The sequence below is a fragment of the Flectobacillus sp. BAB-3569 genome, assembly GCF_002270355.1.
GTDB classification, from domain to species: domain Bacteria; phylum Bacteroidota; class Bacteroidia; order Cytophagales; family Spirosomataceae; genus Flectobacillus; species Flectobacillus roseus.
This window is the reverse complement of sequence record NZ_NJFZ01000001.1, coordinates 1-21289: the sequence shown is the minus strand read 5'-3', so window position 1 is coordinate 21289 and position 21289 is coordinate 1. Positions and strand designations below refer to the sequence as shown.

13 protein-coding genes are annotated in these 21289 nt (G+C 37.5%); 9 read left to right on the top strand and 4 right to left on the bottom strand.

Annotation, left to right across the window (positions count from 1 at the left end):
* The first annotated feature begins 192 nt into the window (after window positions 1-192).
* The 5 genes from BWI92_RS00065 (at window position 193) to BWI92_RS00045 (ending at window position 10329) form a co-directional block, all read left to right on the top strand.
* Window positions 193-3309: a TonB-dependent receptor gene (locus BWI92_RS00065; RefSeq protein ID WP_095160089.1), complete on the top strand. Its 3117-nt coding sequence runs from the start codon at window positions 193-195 to the stop codon at window positions 3307-3309.
* Window positions 3310-3327: 18 nt separating this feature from the next.
* Complete coding sequence (locus BWI92_RS00060; RefSeq protein ID WP_095160088.1) at window positions 3328-4824, top strand: RagB/SusD family nutrient uptake outer membrane protein; 1497 nt, start codon at window positions 3328-3330, stop codon at window positions 4822-4824.
* A 166-nt stretch (window positions 4825-4990) separates the two neighbouring features.
* Entirely contained in the window at window positions 4991-7168 is a 2178-nt protein-coding gene (locus BWI92_RS00055; RefSeq protein WP_095160087.1) for a DPP IV N-terminal domain-containing protein, read from the top strand.
* A 495-nt stretch (window positions 7169-7663) separates the two neighbouring features.
* Window positions 7664-8803 (top strand): FIST signal transduction protein, encoded by a 1140-nt coding sequence (locus tag BWI92_RS00050; protein ID WP_095160086.1) that lies wholly within the window; start codon window positions 7664-7666, stop codon window positions 8801-8803.
* Between the two features lie 5 nt (window positions 8804-8808).
* Complete coding sequence (locus BWI92_RS00045) at window positions 8809-10329, top strand: ATP-binding protein (RefSeq protein ID WP_095160147.1); 1521 nt, start codon at window positions 8809-8811, stop codon at window positions 10327-10329.
* Between the two features lie 103 nt (window positions 10330-10432).
* Here the strand turns inward: BWI92_RS00045 and BWI92_RS00040 are convergent, their stop codons facing one another.
* Window positions 10433-11125, bottom strand: coding sequence for a LytTR family DNA-binding domain-containing protein (locus BWI92_RS00040; protein WP_095160085.1), 693 nt, complete (start codon window positions 11123-11125; stop codon window positions 10433-10435).
* Between the two features lies 1 nt (window position 11126).
* Window positions 11127-14045 (bottom strand): PAS domain S-box protein, encoded by a 2919-nt coding sequence (locus BWI92_RS00035; RefSeq protein WP_095160084.1) that lies wholly within the window; start codon window positions 14043-14045, stop codon window positions 11127-11129.
* A 1168-nt stretch (window positions 14046-15213) separates the two neighbouring features.
* On the opposite strand from BWI92_RS00035, the gene BWI92_RS00030 reads away from it, so the two are divergent.
* Window positions 15214-16356 (top strand): MFS transporter, encoded by a 1143-nt coding sequence (locus BWI92_RS00030; protein ID WP_095160083.1) that lies wholly within the window; start codon window positions 15214-15216, stop codon window positions 16354-16356.
* Window positions 16357-16489: 133 nt separating this feature from the next.
* On the opposite strand, the gene BWI92_RS00025 is transcribed toward BWI92_RS00030, so the two are convergent.
* Complete coding sequence (locus BWI92_RS00025) at window positions 16490-17323, bottom strand: O-methyltransferase (RefSeq protein ID WP_095160146.1); 834 nt, start codon at window positions 17321-17323, stop codon at window positions 16490-16492.
* Window positions 17324-17335: 12 nt separating this feature from the next.
* Complete coding sequence (gene apaG / locus BWI92_RS00020) at window positions 17336-17722, bottom strand: Co2+/Mg2+ efflux protein ApaG (protein WP_095160082.1); 387 nt, start codon at window positions 17720-17722, stop codon at window positions 17336-17338.
* Window positions 17723-17933: 211 nt separating this feature from the next.
* On the opposite strand from apaG, the gene ung reads away from it, so the two are divergent.
* The 3 genes from ung to BWI92_RS27145 all read left to right on the top strand — a co-directional run.
* Window positions 17934-18599, top strand: a complete 666-nt coding sequence (gene ung / locus BWI92_RS00015) for a uracil-DNA glycosylase (protein ID WP_095160081.1) — start codon at window positions 17934-17936, stop codon at window positions 18597-18599.
* A 63-nt stretch (window positions 18600-18662) separates the two neighbouring features.
* Window positions 18663-20111 (top strand): TlpA disulfide reductase family protein, encoded by a 1449-nt coding sequence (locus tag BWI92_RS00010; protein WP_095160080.1) that lies wholly within the window; start codon window positions 18663-18665, stop codon window positions 20109-20111.
* Window positions 20112-20312: 201 nt separating this feature from the next.
* On the top strand, window positions 20313-21289 hold a 977-nt coding region (locus tag BWI92_RS27145), incomplete at its 3' end, for a hypothetical protein (RefSeq protein WP_176464321.1).

Here is a 21289-nt window from a genome sequence, read left to right as displayed (position 1 = left end):
TTCCTTAGTATCAATTCCCCAAGTCATAAAAATCGGCAACGCTACTTCATTCGCCATTTGTTGTAGCACTCATTACTCGTTGGTTTCAACGTGGTAGGAGTATCGCCTCTATTTACTTTTGGATTTAGTTTTAATAAATATAAATCAACAATTGTCAGGTAAAAACGTCAACAAGTAAAACCCTTTTATTGCATGAAAAAGAGACTTCTACTTACCATGCTGTTAGTGTTTTCTGCGAGCATAATCTTTGCTCAAAGCAAAATAACAGGAAAAGTCACAATGGCCGAAAATGGCTCAGATCTTCCAGGAGTTAGTGTATCTGTAAAAGGTACTACTCGTGGTACAACCTCAGCTGGAAATGGTAATTATACCATCAATGCTTCTCCAAACGAGACCTTGGTATTTACCTTTGTAGGTTTTAAACCACTTTCTGTAAAAGTAGGTAACCGTTCTGTAATTGATGTTCAATTAGAATCAGATGTTTCTGAGTTGAGCGAAGTGGTAGTAATGGGTTATGGTACTCAAAGTAAGAAAGTGATTACAGGTGCTGTAACATCTGTTTCTGGTAAAGAAATCGCTAGTCAGCCAGTTCAATCATTTGACCAAGGTTTGCAAGGTCGTGTTTCTGGGGTTAACATCACAACGCCAAACGGTGTATTGAACAACGCTCCAGTAATTCGTGTGCGTGGTACATCTTCAATCAACCAAAGCTCGTCACCTTTGATTGTAATTGACGGTATGCCAATCAACTCTGGTGATGTATCTGCTGGTGGTTACACAGTGAACAACCCTCTAGGTGATATCAACCCATCTGATATTGAGTCAGTTGAAATTTTGAAAGATGCTTCTGCAACTGCTATCTACGGTTCAAGAGCTGCTGCTGGTGTAATGTTGATTACTACGAAAAAAGGTAAAGAAGGTAAAGCTAAGTTGTCTTATGATACTTGGGTAGGTGCTACTCAAACATTCAGAAGATTTAACATGTTGGATGCTCAACAATTCATGGATTTGAAAAACGAGGCTTCTCGTAATGCAGGATTGGCAGATCAATTCTTCCCTTCTTACAATGCTGATGGTAGCTTGGTTAATACAAACTGGTACGACTATATCTACCAAACTGGTTATTCTCAAAGCCATAACTTGAGCTTGAATGGTGGTAACAAAGATACAAAATACTCTTTCTCTGTAGGTTATACAGACCAAAACGGTATGTTGAAGAAGAACACATTTAGCCGTATGACTGGTCGTATGAATGTGTCTCACCGTTTGACTGACTTTATCACAATTGGTTCGAACATTACTTACGCTAATTCATTCAACCAAGCGCCAAACACTGGTTCTACTGGTGCATTCTCAACAGGTGGTTTAGGTCGTTTGCCATTAGTATTGGCTCCAAACGTAGCACCTTACAATGCTGACGGTTCTTATAATATCAATAGATCGGCTAACAACCTAGGTTTAGGTAAAAACCTTGTTGGTCCTGGTGGTTATTATAACCCACTTCCAGATTTGGATTTGAGTAAATTTACGTCAGAGAATGCTCACTTGATTGCTAATATTTTTGCTGATTTCAAATTGTACAAAGGTTTGGTGTTCAGAACATCTTACGGTATGGATAACACTCAAATTGAAGATATTCAATTCTCGAACCCAATCCATGGTGAAGCTGGTACTACAAACGGTTCTGCTTATAACACATATACAAATATCAAGCAGTGGAACTGGCAAAACTATTTGACGTATGATTTCAACGTAGACAAAAATAGCTTTACAGTAGTAGTAGGTACAGAAGCGCAAAAATTCACTATCAACCGTTGGGGTGCTGGTCGTACAAACGTTTCTGATCCATTCTTTACTTCATTCCAAGGTAGCTTTGTGAATAACGTTGTAGGTAGCAACTACCAGTCTCAAAATGGCTTGTTATCCTACTTTGGTCGTTTGAACTATGACTTCGACAAGAAATACTTAGCTTCATTCACACTACGTAGTGATGGTTACTCAGCTTATGCAGTAGGTAACAAATGGGGTAGCTTCCCTGGTGCATCATTAGGATGGCGTTTATCAGAAGAAGCTTTTTGGAAAGGTTCTTCAATCAGCAATACTATCAATGAATTAAAATTGCGTGGTAGCTGGGGTCGTGTAGGTAATACGGGTGTAAGTGATTTTGCTTCTTTGAGTTTGTTTGGTTCTGGTTTATATGGTTCTACTCCAACATGGGCATTTGCACAAGCAGGTAACCCTAACTTGAGATGGGAGCAAAGTACTAAAGTTGACGTAGGTATTAGCTATGGTTTGTTCAAAGACCGTATCACGGGTGAATTGAACTACTACCAAAATAATATTACAGACCTAGTTTTGGCTGAGCCACAAGCTCCTTCACGTGGTGTACCAAACAACTCAATCAACACAAACGTTGGTTCGATGGTGAATAAAGGTTTAGAATTTACTTTGAATGCCTTAGTGTTGGAGAAAAAAGATTTCACTTGGAATGCTAACTTCAACATCTCTACAAACTCTAATGAAGTGTTAGCGTTGGCAAACAACAATGCTGATATCATTGCATCAACGGGTGGTTTAGAAAGCTCAAACATTGTTCGTGTAGGTTATCCTGTTGGTAGTATTTTCGTAATCGAAACAAGAGGAGTTAACCCTGCTAACGGTCAGCGTATTTTTGTGAATGCTAAAGGCGAGGAAGTACAATATAACCATGCAGCAAGCAGTAGTACCAGATGGACTTATGTAAGAGATGGTGCTGTAGCTCCAGCTATTACAGGGTCAGACCGTAAGGTATGGGGAACAGCAATGCCTACTTTCTTTGGTGGTTTGGACAATACATTCAAGTATAAGCAATTTGATTTAGGCATTTTCATGCAATTCTCAGGTGGTAACTATATCTATAATGGTACTAAAGCTGGTTTGCGTGATCAACGTGCATGGAACAACCACACTGATATCATTAATCGTTGGCAAAAAGCTGGCGATGTTACTAACATCCCACGTTTAGTATTTGGTGATAACATCTCTAACGGTTCTGCAAACCCTATTTCTGAAAACGTAGAAAAAGGAGACTTTATTCGTATGCGTAACATCTCTTTAGGTTATACATTCAAGAAAGGTTTGTTAGAAAAGGCTAAAATCTCTAGTGCAAGATTGTATGCTCAAGTACAAAATGCATTCTTGATTACTGGCTATACTGGTGCTGACCCTGAAATCTCAACAAACCGTGGCTCTAACATTGCTCCAGGTGTTGACCGTAACTCTACGCCACAAGCGCGTACTTACACAGTAGGTCTTTCGGTTAATTTCTAATTTTAAATTGATTATACGATGAAAAAATATATAAACGTAGCTTTTAAAAATGCAGGGAAGACACTAAAAGTATCTGTGGCTGCTCTCATGATGTTGACGGTAACGGTTTCTTGTACTGAAAAAGAATTGCTCGAACCAACTCCAATTACATCATTGTCTGACTTACAGGCATTTTCGACTCCCGACCGTATCTTAGCTCAGGTATATGGATTATATTCAAGTGCTAAATCTGGTCAGTTGTTTGGTGGTCGTTATTTGATTTATAACGAGATTCGTGGTGAAAACTGGTCGAATATTACATCAAATGGTGTTACAGGGTTGCAAACTTGGAACCACACTAACAACTCGTCTTCAAATGAGCCAACTAACATGTGGAATGCTGCTTATCTTGCTATAAACCGTGCAAACTTGTTTATTGAAGGCTTAGACAAGAACCCAAATGTAGTAGATGCAGCAACAGTTTCTCAATATAAAGCAGAAGCTCGTTTTTTGAGAGCGTTGATTTACTTCGCTTTGGTAAATACTTATGCACAACCTTTCAACAAGGATGCGGGTGCTAGTCTTGGTGTACCTTTGCGTTTGAAAGGAGAGGTAGGTAGTGGTAACAACAATTTGAAAAGAAGTACTGTAGCTGAGGTATATGCTCAAATCTTAGATGATTTGAATTTTGCAGAACAAAATTTGCCAGCTTCATATTCATCAGCATTGTTGAATACAACTCGTGCTCACAAAAACACCGCTATTGCTCTAAAAACTCGTATGTACTTGCTAATGAGCAGATGGAGTGATGTAGTGACAGAAGCTAATAAAATTGTTTCGGCAGCTGCTCCTTTTAGAGCTTCAACTGGTGTTGCAAATGCGCTTCAAGCAAATGTTGCCTCTGTTTTTGCTGCTCCATATACAACTGTAGAGTCTGTGTTCTCATTCCCAATGGGTGACAATGACCTTCCTGGTACTCAGAATGGTTTACACAGTTACTACGTTCCTGTAACTGGTATTGGCGACTATGCTTTGAATCCTGCAGGAGTGGTTGCTAACCCTGCATTTTTGGCAACAGATGCTCGTAGAACTAACTTTGTTAAAAATGATATCGCCGGTGATGGTGGTCGTATCCGTTTGCTAAAATTCCCTACAGGCCCAGTTCACAAAGATTTCGTTCCAGTAATTCGTTACTCAGAGGTATTGTTGAATTTGGCTGAAGCAAAAGCTCGTTTGGCTGGATCTGCTGTTGATGCTTCGGCATTGACATTATTGAACGCAGTTCGTGGTCGTTCTACTACTGCTTATGCTGCTGCTGATTTTGCAACAGGTACTGCATTGGTAAGTGCAATCTTGACTGAAAGAAATATCGAATTCTTGGGAGAAGGTTTCCGTTCGATTGATCTACAACGCAATATGTTAGCTCTTCCTGCTAAGCCTACTGTTGTAGCGATTCCAACAACTTCGCCAGTGTACATTTGGCCAATTCCTCAGACAGAGATTAACGTTAATAAAGACTGTGTTCCTAACCCATAATTAGTATCACAATTTACTCAAAAGAGGTTATTCGAAAGGATAACCTCTTTTGTTTTATGGCTAGAGTAAAGGATTTTGATACAATCCATAAGCCAATTATCATAAATTCATTTTTTCCTTCCAATATTTGTAAGAAATTCACCCTTTCAAAATAAAAACTAAATTTATGAAACAACTTCATCGATTATTGAGTGCGCTTGCACTCCTATGTCTTCTTTTTCCTGCCACGGCTCAACAATCTATTAATTGGAACAAAGGCGGAAGTGATTACACTACTTTAGAAGCGAACCAGATTGTTCGTGTGAATCCTATTACTGGTCAAAAAGATGTGATAATTGCCAAAAATTTACTTATTCCCAAAGGTGCCAATGACGAACTAAAAGTACGTAGTTATAGCTTTTCGGAAGACAACCAAAAAGTCCTTATTTATACTAACACCAAAAGAGTATGGCGTTATGATACAAAAGGAGATTACTGGATTTTAGACCTCAAAACCAACCAACTTTCACAACTAGGAAAAGGATTTGATGCCTCCTCTTTGATGTTTGCCAAAATTTCACCAGATAGTAAATCTGTAGCCTATGTTTATAAAAACAATATTTACGCTGAAAACATCACAACGCATAAAATCACTCCTTTGACCAAGGATGGCACAAAAAAACTCATCAATGGTACATTTGATTGGGCTTATGAAGAAGAATTTTCGTGCAGAGATGGCTTCCGTTGGAGTCCAGATAGTAAGTCGATTGCTTATTGGCAAATAGATGCTAATACGATTAGAGATTTTTACATGATTAATAATACGGATTCGGTATATTCAAAAATTGTCCCAGTTGAATATCCAAAGGCTGGACAAACGCCTTCTTCGTGTCGTATAGGTGTGGTAGTATTGTCAACAGCACAAACTAAATGGATGAAACTTCCGGGGGCTACCAATAACAACTATATCCCTAAAATGGAATGGGTGCCTAACACCAATAAGTTGATTATTCAACAATTGAACCGTAAGCAAAATGTATCGACTTTGTTTATTGCTGAAGCACAAACTGCTACTACTACAGCTATCTATAAAGAAACAGACGAAGCTTGGGTCGAATTTAATAACCGTTCAGGCGAAAGTGTTGGTTGGGATTGGTTAGACAATGGAAAATCGTTTTTGTGGATTTCTGAAAAAGACGGTTGGAATCATGCTTATAAAATTACTTTGGATGGAAAAGAACAATTATTGACCCCCGGAGATTTTGATGTAATTGATATTTTGAGCTATAGCGAGCAAAATAATAAAATGTATTATACTGCCTCACCTGATAATCCACGTCAACGTTATTTGTTCAGTACGACATTGGACGGACAAGGTAAAAGTACACGTATTACTCCATTGACACAAAGTGGTACACACTCGTATGAAATTTCTCCAGATCAAAAAATGGCTTTTCACTCATTCAATTCAAGCCAAATTAGCCGTATGAGTGAGGTAGTTAATCTGCCTGACCACAGTGTGGCGGGTGGAAAAGAAGGTATTGAAGCTAAACTTTCAAGAGTACGTTTGGTGCAACGCCCAATTGAATTCTTTGATATTCCGATAGATGGAGGTGTAAAATTAAGCGCTTGGATGGTAAAACCAGCCAATTTTGACTCTACCAAAAAATACCCTGTGGTGTTTTATGTGTACACTGAGCCAGCAGGAGCCACAACCAAAGACGAATATTATACAGGTCGTAACAATTTATACCAAGGCGATATGGGTAAAGATGGATATATCTATGTGTCTATCGACGGACGCGGAACGCCACTTCCAAAAGGGCGTGCTTGGCGCAAGGCTATTTATCGTAAGATTGGTCAAATCAATATTGCAGACCAAGCGGCAGGAGCAAGCTATTTGCTAAAAAGACCTTATATGGATAGCTCTCGTGTAGCAGTATGGGGATGGAGTGGTGGAGGTTCTACTACGCTAAACCTATTGTTCCAATATCCTCAAATTTACAAAACGGGTATTGCCGTAGCCGCAGTTGGTAACCAGTTGACTTACGATAATATCTATCAAGAAAGATACATGGGATTACCACAAGAAAATAGAGAAGATTTTGTGAATGGTTCGCCAATTACGCACGCCAAAAACTTGCAAGGTCATTTATTATACATTCATGGAACAGGCGATGACAACGTACATTATCAAAATGCCGAGATGCTGTTGAATGAGCTAATCAAGTACAACAAACAGTTTGAATTTATGGCTTATCCAAACCGTTCTCATGGAATTAGTGAAGGAGAGGGGACAGGAAAACACCTCTCTACCTTATACACTAACTATTTAAGAAAATACTGCCCTCCGGGAGGAAAATAAGGGCTAAGTGCACGATGATATCATTTTTTGTACGTTCTACACCTATACATTTGCTCTTCATTTACCAAAAAAAGCCCAAAAACTACAGTTTATCGAAATTTTTGGTTGAATCCACTTAGATTAAGTAAGTTTGTTCAATCAATGTTTAACAAATTCGCCAATACCTTCTTAGCAATAGCATTAGATTACAATAGATATAGATAAGCAACCTAACCACTTTATATAATATTTTCGGTTTTTCCGAAATACCTAACCACTCTTATTTTCTATAATAAAACAAAACCGCAGAAACTTTTACCATTTGATAAGATTGGCATTTAAGTTGTGGGTAAATTAAAAAATTATAGTAGTTTGCGTAGAATTAATAGTACTGATTTGTGGGTAGCTTATTTGATTACAACCATTATTGTACCACACTAACACAATTGAAACATTTCTTGTGTTATTATGCTCATCGCCAACTCAATAACTGCATAATAAAATCTCTCTAACACGATGAAAATTTGTCAAAGTACCTACCAATCAGACACTTGGGAGAGTGTAAGAATTGATGAAGGTTTCTCTTCAGAAAAAGCACAATTAGTAATGGTTTTTGGAGAACGCAAGCTTTTCGAACAAATGGATGTTTATTCGAAGGTTCGTGAAAATTTTCCAAAGGCAGAAATTGTTATAAATTCAACAGCTGGAGAGATTTTTGATGCTGGTGTTGAAACCCAAACAATTGTTGTTACGGGTATCGAATTTGAGGAGACGATTATTAAAACGACCGAAATTAATATTAAAGATACCAGTGAGAGTTATCAGTCAGCGTGTCAAATCGTAGAGGCGCTTCAAGCTGATGACTTAGTTCATATTATGGTTATTTCTGATGGTGGTATTGTAAACGGAAGTGCTTTGGTAAGAGCATTAAACGAACATACAGCATCACACGTGACTGTTACAGGAGGACTTGCTGGGGATGATGATAGATTTGAGAAAACCTTGGTTGGACTCAATTCAGAGCCTACAGAAGGAAAAATAATAGGGATTGGTTTTTACGGAAATAAGTTAAGAATCGGTCACGGTACAATGGGAGGCTGGGATGTTTTTGGACCAGAAAGAGAAATCACCAAGTCGCAGTATAATGTGTTATACACGATTGGTGATAAACCTGCCTTAGAACTATACAAAGAGTATCTCGGAAAATACGCCAAAGATTTACCGGGAGCTGCCTTGTTATTCCCATTGTCGATGCGTGTTGATGCGGATGCTGCTCCAGTTGTAAGAACGATTCTTTCTATTGATGAAAAACAACAAAGTATGACTTTTGCAGGTGAAATCCCCAAAGGAGCACTTATTCGCTTTATGAAAGCCAACTTTGATAATTTACTTGATGCTTCATCAGAGGCTGCCGAAAATGCGCTACAATCCTTATCATTCAAGCCAGAATTAGCAATTTTAATTAGTTGCGTTGGAAGAAGACTCGTATTGGGATACCGTACCGAAGAAGAGGTAGAGGCCGCACGCGAAGTATTTGGACCAGATACATTTATTACGGGGTTCTACTCTTACGGAGAAATATCTCCTTTGATGGCCGAAGCTAAATGTGACCTTCATAATCAAACCATGACTATTACGACATTTACAGAGATTTGATTTATATGCAAAACGATCAATTACATAAACTTCTTTCAAAACAAGTAAATCGCTTTCTAAATACAGAGTCGCAAGGAAGAGAGGATGTGGTGAAATTTTTGAAAGTAGTTAGTGACTCCTACGTGAACTTTGACAGAGATAAAGAACTTTTTGAACATTCTTCGTCTCTCAATGAAAAAGAATACGCTGAGATAAATATTCGACTTAAAGATGAAATAGGTCAACGAAAACGCTCTATCGAGAAATTGATTGAGGCGATTCATTCGCTTGAAACAGATAGCTCTTTACCTTCGTTCGATGCTGATAATTTGTTGCTTTTGGTAGACTACCTACAAAAGCAAATCGACAATCGTAAAAAGATGGAAACTGAGCTTCGTCAAGCAAAAGACGCTGCCGAAAAAGCTACACAAGCCAAGTCAGAGTTTTTGTCAATGATGAGCCACGAAATCAGAACGCCACTCAATGCTATTGTAGGTATGACCTACCTGATGCAACAAGAGGAGTGTTCGCCAACGATGGCAGATAACCTCAAGACATTACAGTTTTCTACAGATAATCTACATGTACTTATCAACGATATTCTTGATTTTAGTAAAATTGAAGCAGGAAAAGTTGATTTGGAAGCCACTCCGTTCGATTTCAAACAATTAGTATCTAATATCAAAAGAGCCAATCAGGTAAAAGCTGAAGAAAAGGGAAATAGAATTCGCCTGATGGTAGATGATGATATCCCTGATTCATTGATTGGAGACCCGCTTCGCTTAGGACAAATTTTATCCAATTTGGTTTCTAATGCGGTTAAGTTTACGATTAATGGAAGTATTTCTTTAGAAATTTCGTTAGTGAGCAAAACTGAAGAGGAAGCCCAGATTTATGTATCAGTAAAAGACTCTGGTATTGGTATTCCTTTAGATAAACAAGAACTGATTTTTGAGCAATTCACTCAGGCAAATTCTGAAACCACCCGTAAGTTTGGTGGTACAGGCTTGGGCTTAGTAATTACCAAAAAATTGTTAGAGCTTCATGGTAGTAAGATTCAATTACAGAGTGAAGAGGGAAAAGGGGCTAAGTTTTATTTTACCTTAAAACTAAAAATTGGCAATGGTATCAAAACCATTCCAACCCCTGTTGCCGAAAGTATTAACGAGGTTAGTTTGAAAGGAGTGAAGGTTCTATTAGTGGAGGATTACCCAGTAAACGTAAAAGTAGCGACTAAATTCCTAAGTCGTTGGGAAATTGATTTTGATGTTGCAGAGAATGGTCTCATCGCTGTCGAAAAATATAAGAATGGTAATTACGATGTCATTCTGATGGACTTGTTGATGCCTGAAATGGATGGCTATACAGCTACATTACGCATTCGTGAACTCAATCAAAAAATACCTATTATCGCATTAACGGCTTCAGCTACGCTCAATAATCAAGATAGAGCTTTTGAAGTAGGTATGAATGATTATGTAACCAAGCCATTTAATCCGAAAGAGTTATTCCAAAAAATTGGAAAATATAGCCATCGCGGTTCTTGATATTGATGAGTTTGTATAAAATGAAAGTGGTAAGTTTTCGTTACGAAAACTTACCACTTTTTATATCTTTGAAGAAGGAGTTTTAATCTGAGGCATTGTACTTTTATAACATATTAAGTCGATTCATCAATTCTGATTTATTCGCTCGGCTTATTGGAATTACTTTGTTGGCAATGACTAAATTGTTTTCTTCAATATCTACGATTTTATCAAGGTGTACAATAAACGAACGATGGACTCGTAAAAATTGCTTTCCTAATTTCTCTTCCAGTGACTTCATCGTGGTGTGAATAATGTAAGCTTGCTTGCTCGTATATATTTTCACATAATCACCTATATTTTCTACAAACTGAATATCTGAATAGGGTAACCTAATATAACGACCTTCATGCTTGATATAAATCTCGTTATGCTGTTGCAGTGGGCTATCTTTTTTCTGTCGTAAATCTAAGACTTTTTCTACAGCAAGATTAAATCTAGGACCAGTAATGGGTTTTTTCAGATAATCGGTCACTTGATATTGAAAGGCATCGTAGGCATATTCAATTTTTGAGGTTGTCAAAATCACTTGTGTGGTTGTTGTCGTGATTTTTTCTAACAAATCAAATCCTGTCATCTCAGGCATTTCAACATCTAGCCATATCAAATCAATTTCGTTTTGTTCCAGTACTTTAAGAGCTTGTTGGACGTTTTCACAAATGGCCACCAACTCCAACGCACTATGTTGTTCACATAGCTTTTGCAGGGATTTCCTGGCCATGATTTCATCATCAACAATGATACATCGTAACTTCATTTTATTGGAGGTTTTGTAAGCGTTGCAATTCGTTTTCTAAAATTGGATGAATTTGGTTCAACGCCTTAAGCAATTGATCTACCCTAGCTTTTAGGTCGTAATATTCGGGTTTGTCCAATGCTCGGCGCTCAACTTCCACAAGTTGTTTTTCGAGCTGAGTTAACCCTACCATACCTAAAGTTGGTTTGAGCTTATGAGCCAATTTTTTCAATTCTGGAAAATTTTGTTGCTCCACGAGTGGCGCCAAATCTTTGAATTCGGGATAAACATCTGATAAAAAGGTATCAAACATATCTGCTTGATATTCGACATCTCCCTCATACATTTCATCTAATCGCTCGTAGTCAATAGGGTTTTCCACGGTGGCTGTTTGTTGTGTTTGGGGTTCGGTATTTGAAACTACTGGGATAATTTCTTCAAAATCATCATCAGCTTCTTCATTAGATAGTTTTCTATATTTTTGTAGCATTTCAAATAATTGATTCGGTGCAAACGGCTTAGGTAGAAAATCACTCATACCTACTGCCATTGCCTTTACTTTTTGGTCGAGCATAGCCGACGCCGTTAGGGCAACAATAGGTATATGTTGATTGGGTGTTTGGGTACTTCTAATGGCAATGGTGGCTTCATATCCGTCCATATGTGGCATCTGAAGATCCATGAAAATAATATCAAACTTATGTTTATGAATTTGTTCTACCGCTTGTCGTCCATCAGAAACCACTGTAAATTGACGATTCCATTTGTTTAATAGACTTGAAATATACTTTTGATTCATCAAATTATCTTCAACGACCAAGATGTGTCCATTTTCAAAATCTTTAGTTTCTGAAAGCTTACTACTTGGTGCTGGAGCGGTAATAATAATATTGTCGCTTCTTTTGTAAGGTAACGAGAAAATAAAGGTAGTACCTTTTCCTTCTACACTGGTAGCGTGAATTTCGCCACCTTGAAGCTCGATGAGCTCCTTGGTAATTGCCAAGCCCAAGCCAGTTCCTTTGTGCTTATGACCTTGCTGATTGATTTGTTTGAACTTTTGGAAAATCAATTCTAACTTTTCTGGAGAAATACCAATGCCCGTATCTGCAATCTGGAACTCCAATAATACTTCGTCTTTGGCGATTTCTTTTAGCTGTCGAACGGTAATATTGATTTCACCTTTTTCCGTAAATTTCTCAGCGTTTCCGATGATATTTAAAAGAATCTGATTGAGTAATAAATCATCCCCGACGTAGGCACCGTGAATCTTTGAGTCAATCATGACGTTGACATCGAGCGGACGATTCCCAATTTTGATTTCAAATACTTTCTGAACTGTTTTGAGCAAGCCCACAAGATCAAACTCCTTATGGTTGACCTCAATTTTACCTGCTTCAATTTTTGCCATATCCAACAAGTCAGAAATAAGACTATGCAAGAAATCTGCTGAACTTCTCAAAATCTCAAGGTATTCCACTTGTTGATTGGTAGGATGCGTATCAAACAGCAAGTGAGCCATACCAATGATAGCATTCAAAGGCGTACGAATTTCGTGACTCATATTGGCCAAGAACTGCTTCTCAGCTTGACGGGCATCCTCAGCAATTTGTTTTGCCAAACTCAATTCCTGTTCAAGCGTTTTGCGCTCAGTAAGGTCATAGTGGATACCGATAGAACCCACTGTTACTCCATGCTCGTCGATAATCGGAGCACCACTAATGAGCGTCCAAAGGATTTCGCCATCCTTTTTAAGAATCGGTAATTCATAAGAACTACTGCCACCAATTTTTCGAAGATTCTGTTGTTCTTCAATAATCGTGATGAATTCTTTAGGAAGAAATAGCTCCATCGCATTTTTCCCTAACAACTCAGCTTCGGTATATCCTACCATTTTACAGAACTTATCATAAGCTCGTATGATGGTTTGATCGTTATCCACCTCCAATAGCCCCAATTCCATGTTATTCATAATACCACGATACTTTTCCTCGCTCTTACGAATGGTTTCTTGAGTATTGAAGTTTTCTGTCACATCATTATATCTCCAAAGATGCCCTGTATAATGGTCATCGATGAATATAGGAATGTAGTCTCGCTCTAAAATTCTTCCGTCGGCTGTTCTAACCTTTTCGTTGACTACTAATTTTTGTTCTGCAACCAAAGTGTTGACACGACTCGCAAATTCCTCTGGCTCACTAAAATAGTTTTTAAGCTCATGCAAAGCACTTTCACAGTCAATTCCAACAAGTGATTCGGGGGCGCTGTTGAAGCCAAGCGTATCACACAAGAACTGGTTTACTAAAATAATGTGTCTGCTTTCATCTTCTACCAAAATACCTGATTGCATATTTGAAATCAGAGTGGAGAGACGAATTTGGGTACTTTTAAGAATCTCTTCTGTTGACTTACGATCGGTAATATCTCGAGCAACAGCCACCAGTTCGTTGATTTCTTCGTTTTCCAGCATCAATCTGACCGTCTGACCAATCCAGATAATATGTCCATCTTTATGAAATACTGGAAACTCATTGTAAGTGCTTTCCTGTTTGGTGGCAATCATCTCGTAATAAAAATTAACGAGTGATTCTCGGTATTCAGGAAGCACTAATTCTGTAAAATGACGCCCTATAATTTCACATTCCTGATATCCGAGTCTTTGTTCAATAGTAGGGTTGACAAAGGTAAAATATCCATCAGGTGAAATTTTATATATAATATCTTGAACAGATTCAATAAGTTGTTTGTAACGGATTTCACTTTTACTGAGCTCAGCAACTTTTTCGTTGATTTGTGCTTCTAAGTTCTGATTAAGTCGAATCAGATTTTGATTTGACTCAAACAACTCCATAGCCTTTTCGTCCAAGATTGTTTCAGCTTGAATACGAGCGGCTCTTTCACGCTCAAGTTCCGTTTTTAGTAGCTCTATTTCGTTAGGATTCATTTATTTAGCTATAATTTCAAAACGCACCATGCAGTTACCTTCCGTTGAATAATAAATTTGAAAGTTGGCTTTGGGGGTGTGATTACCTAAGCAGTTTAATAATAGTCAAAGTGCAAAGTCTCCCATTCGGCGGTTAGAATGATAAATTGGCACGAAATGCGCATTGGTAATGTTTCGAGTATCAGAACGAGGTAATTGTGTATTAGGGGTTAGTGTTCTGAACATGGAAGTGATTTTAGCCAGAGCCAGCTTTCACTTTTCCACGAAAATTGATAAAAACTATATTTTTCATAAATAGATAAAATATAATGACGTTAAAGTATGGTTAGTAATCTCTATTTGATTAGTATTCAAAATAATGCAAGTCTTAAGACTTTTGAAGTAAAAACGAATACTTTGCTTAATGCTTCTAATCTATATCATGTAGGAAAAACCACTGATAGGACTATGACAGATTTAGCAAATAATATCAAGTATTAGCCACTTCTTTTCCTGAACTTTGTCCAAGCTTAGCTATATTTCTTCAAAATGAAATCATGGTAATTTGGTAGGTATGTATGGTTGACGAGCGTTTGTTTTTATGGGTTTCAAATTAAGGATTTGGGCGTCAGCCTTACAATACTGCATACTCAGAGATTATTGACGAATGAAGAGTTCCCTTTTGATTTCTCGTATGAAGAGCGCATAGAGAAAATGCTTCTGGTTGAAAAATCAGAATATATTTGTTGATTAAAGGGTTTCAATAATTTGGCAATAGTCTTTGAGAAAACAACAAGCAAAAATCGTGCATCTTCTTGTGAACTTTTACAATTTCTATGTTTTTACTCACAATTTTATTGAATTTCAACAATGAAAGTATTCAAATTAAATGTATATACAAATATTTATGCCGAAATACTTTTCACCCCAAACCAATGAGGTGCTTGAGAAACGTATAAAGATGTGAAAACATCAAGGATTGTTATTCCGAGAAATGCTGTGATTTTACATAACATCTACAAAATATTATTTTCAAGAAAATCAAATAAATAGATGTTTCTAAAAAGTAGAAATGTTCAATGGTTTTATGGATGGGTATGTATGCTAAATTACGAGTTTTTAAAATAATTTTCATGATTTTTGATAATTTTCTTAAATCATGTACAAAATTTTTCGTATATCCTGAAAAATGAAAAAAAATGCAAAATACATTATTGCATATGCGTTGCTATTAGTTACCCTTGCAGTGAATGTTTCGATGCCATTATTTAGGGTTTATGCCCAGAATGAGGGGCTAAATAATGGACAAACGGCCTTGGTATTGGCTTCTTACATAGTAGGAATGCTGCCTTGCTATATTTTTTTAGGAGGTATTTCTGATAAGATAGGTCGAAAAAAAATCATGCTATTGAGTGTATTATTTTCATTGATTTCTACCACCGTAATTACGCTTAGTCCAGAGATATATACTTTGATTATAGCTCGTTTTTGTCAAGGAATAGCTCTTGGCTTGAGCATGGGTACAGGAACAGCCTATTTGACCGAAATATTGATTCTGAATCAAGAGGAACACCCAGCAACACAGGCGGCCAATATAGCGTCATTTTCTACAGCGATAGGTTTTAGTGGAGGAGCCCTCACGACTACCTTGCTTGTTATACATGAATTTACCCTAGTGCCTCTTAGTTATCCTATTTTGATTGGCTTAACCCTTATTGGTTTATGCTTGATGCTCTTTCTGCCAGATTTGAAACCTTTGGGAGGAAAAGTAATGCGCTTGCCTTATTTCCCAGAAAATTCACTTCCTGTAAATGTAGGGATTGGCGTCTGCTGGGCTGTAACAGGTATTGTGATTGCTATTATCCCCGGACAGTTGGCGTTGATTGGTCTTACTACCTACGCTGGTTTTTGCTTGGTTCTAGTCAATTGGACAGGAGCTTTCCTGCAACCATTTATCAGAAATCACAACCCTAAGAGATCTGTGCAAATTGGCTATCTTCTAATTCCCGTCGGTTTTGGGTTGGTAATTTTAGGATGCTATTTATCGTATTTGTCTATTATTTTGTTGGGAGCTTCTGTAATTGGCATGGCTGCCTATGGATTTTCGTATCTGGGAGGATTGGCTATTATTGCTAATATTGGCGGCGAACAACGAGCAAGAGCCGTTTCCGGATTCATGTTTGTAGGTTACATCGGGTTTGGAATCCCTGCTATTTTCCTAGGCTATTTGTCAGATGCCTTAGGCATTATTCGAGCGCTTGTGATTTTTGAAGTAATTATTATTCTAATCGGACTATATTTCTTTCGAAAAGTAAAATACAATCAATTGTAGATTTGGGATTTCTGATTTCGGAAATATTGAAGAATTTTATAAAATGTTATACCTCCGCAATCCAATATCCGCCATCCGAAATAGCAGATTTTTGCCAGCCTTTGCAAACTATCTATTCAACACGTTCTACTGTCTATTTCAATACAAAATGCTGTTTGGCTTGTGTTTTTCTAAAAAGTACGATGCCAAATTGAAATAAGTCAATGCTTATGCCAACGCTAGGATGTTGCTTGATTTGTTCCCAAGCTTCTGTCATTTCTTTAGACCAGTAAATATCATCAAAAATCATGATGGAATTTTCATGAACTTTGGGCAAACAAATTTCAAAATAGGAAAGGGTAGGAGCTTTTCGATGGTTGGCATCTACAAAAATAAAATCCAATGACCCAAGTTTATCGACTATTTCTTGAAGTGTATGATCGATATTTCCTTCGATGATAGAAACGTTTCTGATTTGAAGTTTCTCAAGATTTTCTTGGGCAATCGCAGCTGTTTGTGGACATCCCTCAAAACTATATACCTTCGCATTTTGACCGCTCAATGCCATATAAGCGGTGGTTAACCCGAGCGAAGTGCCCAAATCTAAGATTGTAGTTGGCTGAAAGTAGGCGACCAATCGAGCTAAAAGCTGAGCATATTTGGGAGGCTTTTGGGCAGTATTACTTAAGTCTGATATTTTACGTTGATTGCCAGCATGAATTTTCGAGCCCGCACCCAATTCTGTGATTTCAATGGTTCTTGAATCTGATTTTAGTGTTTCACGGAGGGATTCAATCGACTGGATATGTTCTGGATTGTTTTGAATGCGCTTGGGAGCATTGGCGTCGGGAGGCTCAACACGGACTAACTGCAAATAACGACCATCACGAGATTTGATGGCACGATAATATAAATCAAATACAAATGGCGAATGAACCGAATGTTCATCACCTGCTTTTAGAAGGTATTTTAGATATGATAAAATCAAAATAGTCAATAATTAATTCAAACGATAAGGCACAGTCATCGTAAAGTCAGGAACGGCAACATTAAACTTTTTTCCATCAAATACACGCTCCATGGTATAACTACCCTTCATTTTTCCGATAGAGGTATTAAAATTACAACCGCTCGAATACTCATGTGATTGTCCGGGCTCGATAATCGGCTGTTGCCCCACTACGCCTTCACCCGACACTTGTCGCTCTAGCCCGTTGGCATCTACAATTATCCAATGGCGATGAAGTAGTTTGACTGTATATTCGCTTTCGTTTTCTATTTTTATACGATAAGAAAAAACAAAATGGGCATGAGATGGATTAGAGTATTGTGGTTGATACTCTGTTTCTACAGTTACTTTAATGCCATGTGTAATTGCCGAGACCATGTTTTTAATAATTTGGGTATGATGAATGTACGAGTGGTGCAAAAATTCTTTATCCATTAACAGCGTAAAAATAAATATAATTCCGATGTTACAACTGTTTTAACAAATACAAAGTTAGGTTTCAAAATGTGAAAATGTGTAGTTTTGTTAAAAAAGCACATATCAATTTTTATAAAAATTAAATACTTTCTGTAAAAACACCAAGAAACGTATGGATGTAAAAATAGAGTCTTCGTGGAAGACCAGACTTGCAGGCGAGTTCGAAAAGCCTTATTTTACACAATTAGTGTCATTTATAAAAGAAGAATACCAATCTCAAAAGATATATCCTCCTGGGAAACTAATTTTCAATGCCTTTGATAAATGCCCTTTTGACCAAACAAAAGTAGTTATTTTAGGACAGGATCCTTATCATGGAATCAATCAAGCGATGGGATTATCTTTTTCTGTCAATGATGGAGTAGCTTTTCCGCCTTCTTTAATCAATATTTTTAAAGAAATTAAAGAAGATCTAGGCACAGAAATGCCTGCTTCAGGGAATTTAGAGCGCTGGGCAACTCAAGGAGTTTTACTTTTGAATGCTACTCTTACGGTTCGTGCCAATAGCGCAGGCTCGCATCAAAAAAAGGGTTGGGAACAGTTTACCGATGCCGTAATCAAATGTTTATCTGATGAGAAAGAAGGCGTTGTATTTTTACTTTGGGGAAAATATGCCCAAGATAAAGGCGCTGTGATAGATACTAAAAAGCATTTGGTATTAAAATGCAAGCACCCTTCGCCTATGTCAGCCAATCAAGGTGGGTGGTTTGGGAATAAGCATTTTTCGCAGACAAATACCTACTTAGTTAGCAGAGGACAACAGCCAATTGTGTGGTAACAAATGTTCATGCAGAATTGTGAGTGCATTCGCAATTCATAACTCTCACTTATACTGTTTATTATGAAAAAAATCCTGAGTGTTTTAATCCTCTTGTGTTGTTCGCTTGGTACTAGGGCTCAGCAATCTGTTGTATCTCTCGAACTCACAAATACGGGAAAAGATACCTTATATCTTTCGTATGACCCACTTTTCCTTGGGGCAAAGGTGCGAAAAGACTTTTTTGTTGCTGCTTCTGGCATATCTGATGCTATCCAATTTGGTATAGCCGACGAAGGAATTGTGGATCTGAGCTTTAGAGGAAAGGTTTTTCATTTGTATTTGGAAAGAGGCAATCAAGTGAAAGTTAAAATTGATGGAAAAGATTGGCCAAAATCACTTCAGATTGAAGGTTCAATGAATGCTGAGAATACCTTTTTGCAGCAGTTCAATGAAAAATTTGCTGATAACTTTAATGCCACAAAAGTATTTGCTCAAATGGCCGAAATCCCAATAGACTCATGGGAGATGACCTTATTTGATGCTAAAAAAGCTCAGTCAGATTTCTACAAAAAAGCAACGGGATTAGAGAAGTTTTCACCCAAGTTTAAGCAATATATTGAAAACCAAATCCGCTGGAATTATTGGAATTACCTGTTGGCATACCCGATTGTTAAAGGAAATACTAATACCGCTCTTACTAAGGTAATGGCTTTGCCAAATACTTTAGTCGCAGATTTGGATACCAAAAAAATGCAAGATGATGCTTTACTTTCGGACTCATATCGAAGCTTTTTGAGTTATTATGTTACCTATTTCAACTCAAGAGCACATGATTTTGAAAAGTACAAAGATCAAAGTAAGTCAATGGCCGATAAGCATAATTTTGCTAGAGAACATTTGCCATTGCTAAGTTATCAGTATTATTTGGCGTATTTGCTCTATAACAATTGTGATAAGGTTTTGCCTTCGGTGGCTCGTAATACTTTTGCTGCGCTGTCGGTCTCATCTACTGCAGATGCGTGGTCAAAAGTAATTAAAGAAAAATGCGGTGTGGTTTTAGGAGCAAAAGACGCCGAAATAGCGAAAGTACTAGAAGCAAAAGATGGTTCATTTAGAGCTGTAAATCTGAAAGGAGACAGTGTTTCTTTGTCGAGTTTGAAAGGTAAAATATTGTACATAGATTTTTGGGCAACTTGGTGTAAGCCATGTATTGAGGAGTTTCCTTATTCCAAAAAACTCATGCAATCTATTCCGAGTAAATTCCAGAAGGACATTGCGTTTTTGTATATCTCGGTGGACGATACAGAGGAATTATGGAAAAAAGGGGTAGAGAAGCATGTTTTGATGGATGGACTTAATTTGTTTTCAAAAGGAGGATGGTACTCTGAAGCTGCCAAACGCTTTAAATTGCAAGCGATTCCAAGGTATTTGATTATTAATAAAAAAGGAGAAATAGTCTACGAAAACGCCAAACGTCCTAGCGATCCACGAACTTTAGGAGAGTTGATACAACTACTTGAAGAGAAATAAATTTCTCAATTAAGTGATTCGCCAGTAGAGACGGAATGCCTTGCGGCTAGATATGTTTCAAACCGATTGTTAAAGTTTGGATGATTCTATAAATTTCATTAAAACATGAGTCATCCCGAATTTTTCGTGAAGACTTTTAAAAACGAAACCTCCTTGTTTACTTTGTGAATTACGACAAACACAAACAAACAGGAGGTTTCTATGCATAAAGCATTTCTACAAAATAATGACATAAAATCGAGTAAGTCAAGACTCTCTCATTTACTTCTTCATAAACTTGATCTTTATCTTGCTGACGTCCAGTTATCGTTAGATTCTGTTCTGGATAAGCGTTTAGTTCGTACTTTTTACGATTTAATAGTTGCCATTTTATTGCATCGACACAACTCTATGGGCTTATTGCTTAGTGAGTTAGGTGGCTATATTTGCGGTTTTTCACATGCTCCCGCTGGGACAAAGCGCATCAGTAATCTGTTACGCTCCAAAAAATGGACATCTACTATCATTGATAATTTTCTCTTTAGTCAAACTCGAAAAAGGCTTGAATCGTTAGTAAAACAGGGAAAACGTCCGCTAATGCTTTGGGATGATAGTCGGCTAGAAAAGGCTGAATCTTGGTTTTTGGAAGGGCTTTGTAGTGTAGAAAGCTCAAAGGCAAAACGACTAACACGGATAAAAAAAGGATACTATTCTCCTCCTAATAAACGTATTTGTGTTCCTGGTTATCATTGGACAAGTACGTTGCTCTCAGCTTTGGGTGAGTCTGTAAGTGTATGTCAGATGAGTTGGTGGACTACCAGAGGTAAATACAAGGAATATGGTCGAAACATTATGTTTCGGATGCTAGAAAAACTACAAGCACAAGTAGGAAAAGGCATCCTACATGTGCTTGACCGTGGTTACGCTAATGAGTGGACCATCGAGTGGTTTACGAACTTCGAACAAGATTTCCTAGTCCGATGGAAGAAGAATCATTTACTTATACACTCAACTAAAGGTAAAAAGCAAACCCATCTTCTAGCTCGCTCTTTTAAAGCTAGAAGTAAAAAGATTGTGCTCGATTCTCAGAGAAAGATTCTCAAGAGCATTTCTATTGCTTGGACTCAAGTACAACACCCTAGTTTTGAAGACATTAACTTGTCGTTAGTAATAGTGAGAGATACCAAAAACTATCAGTC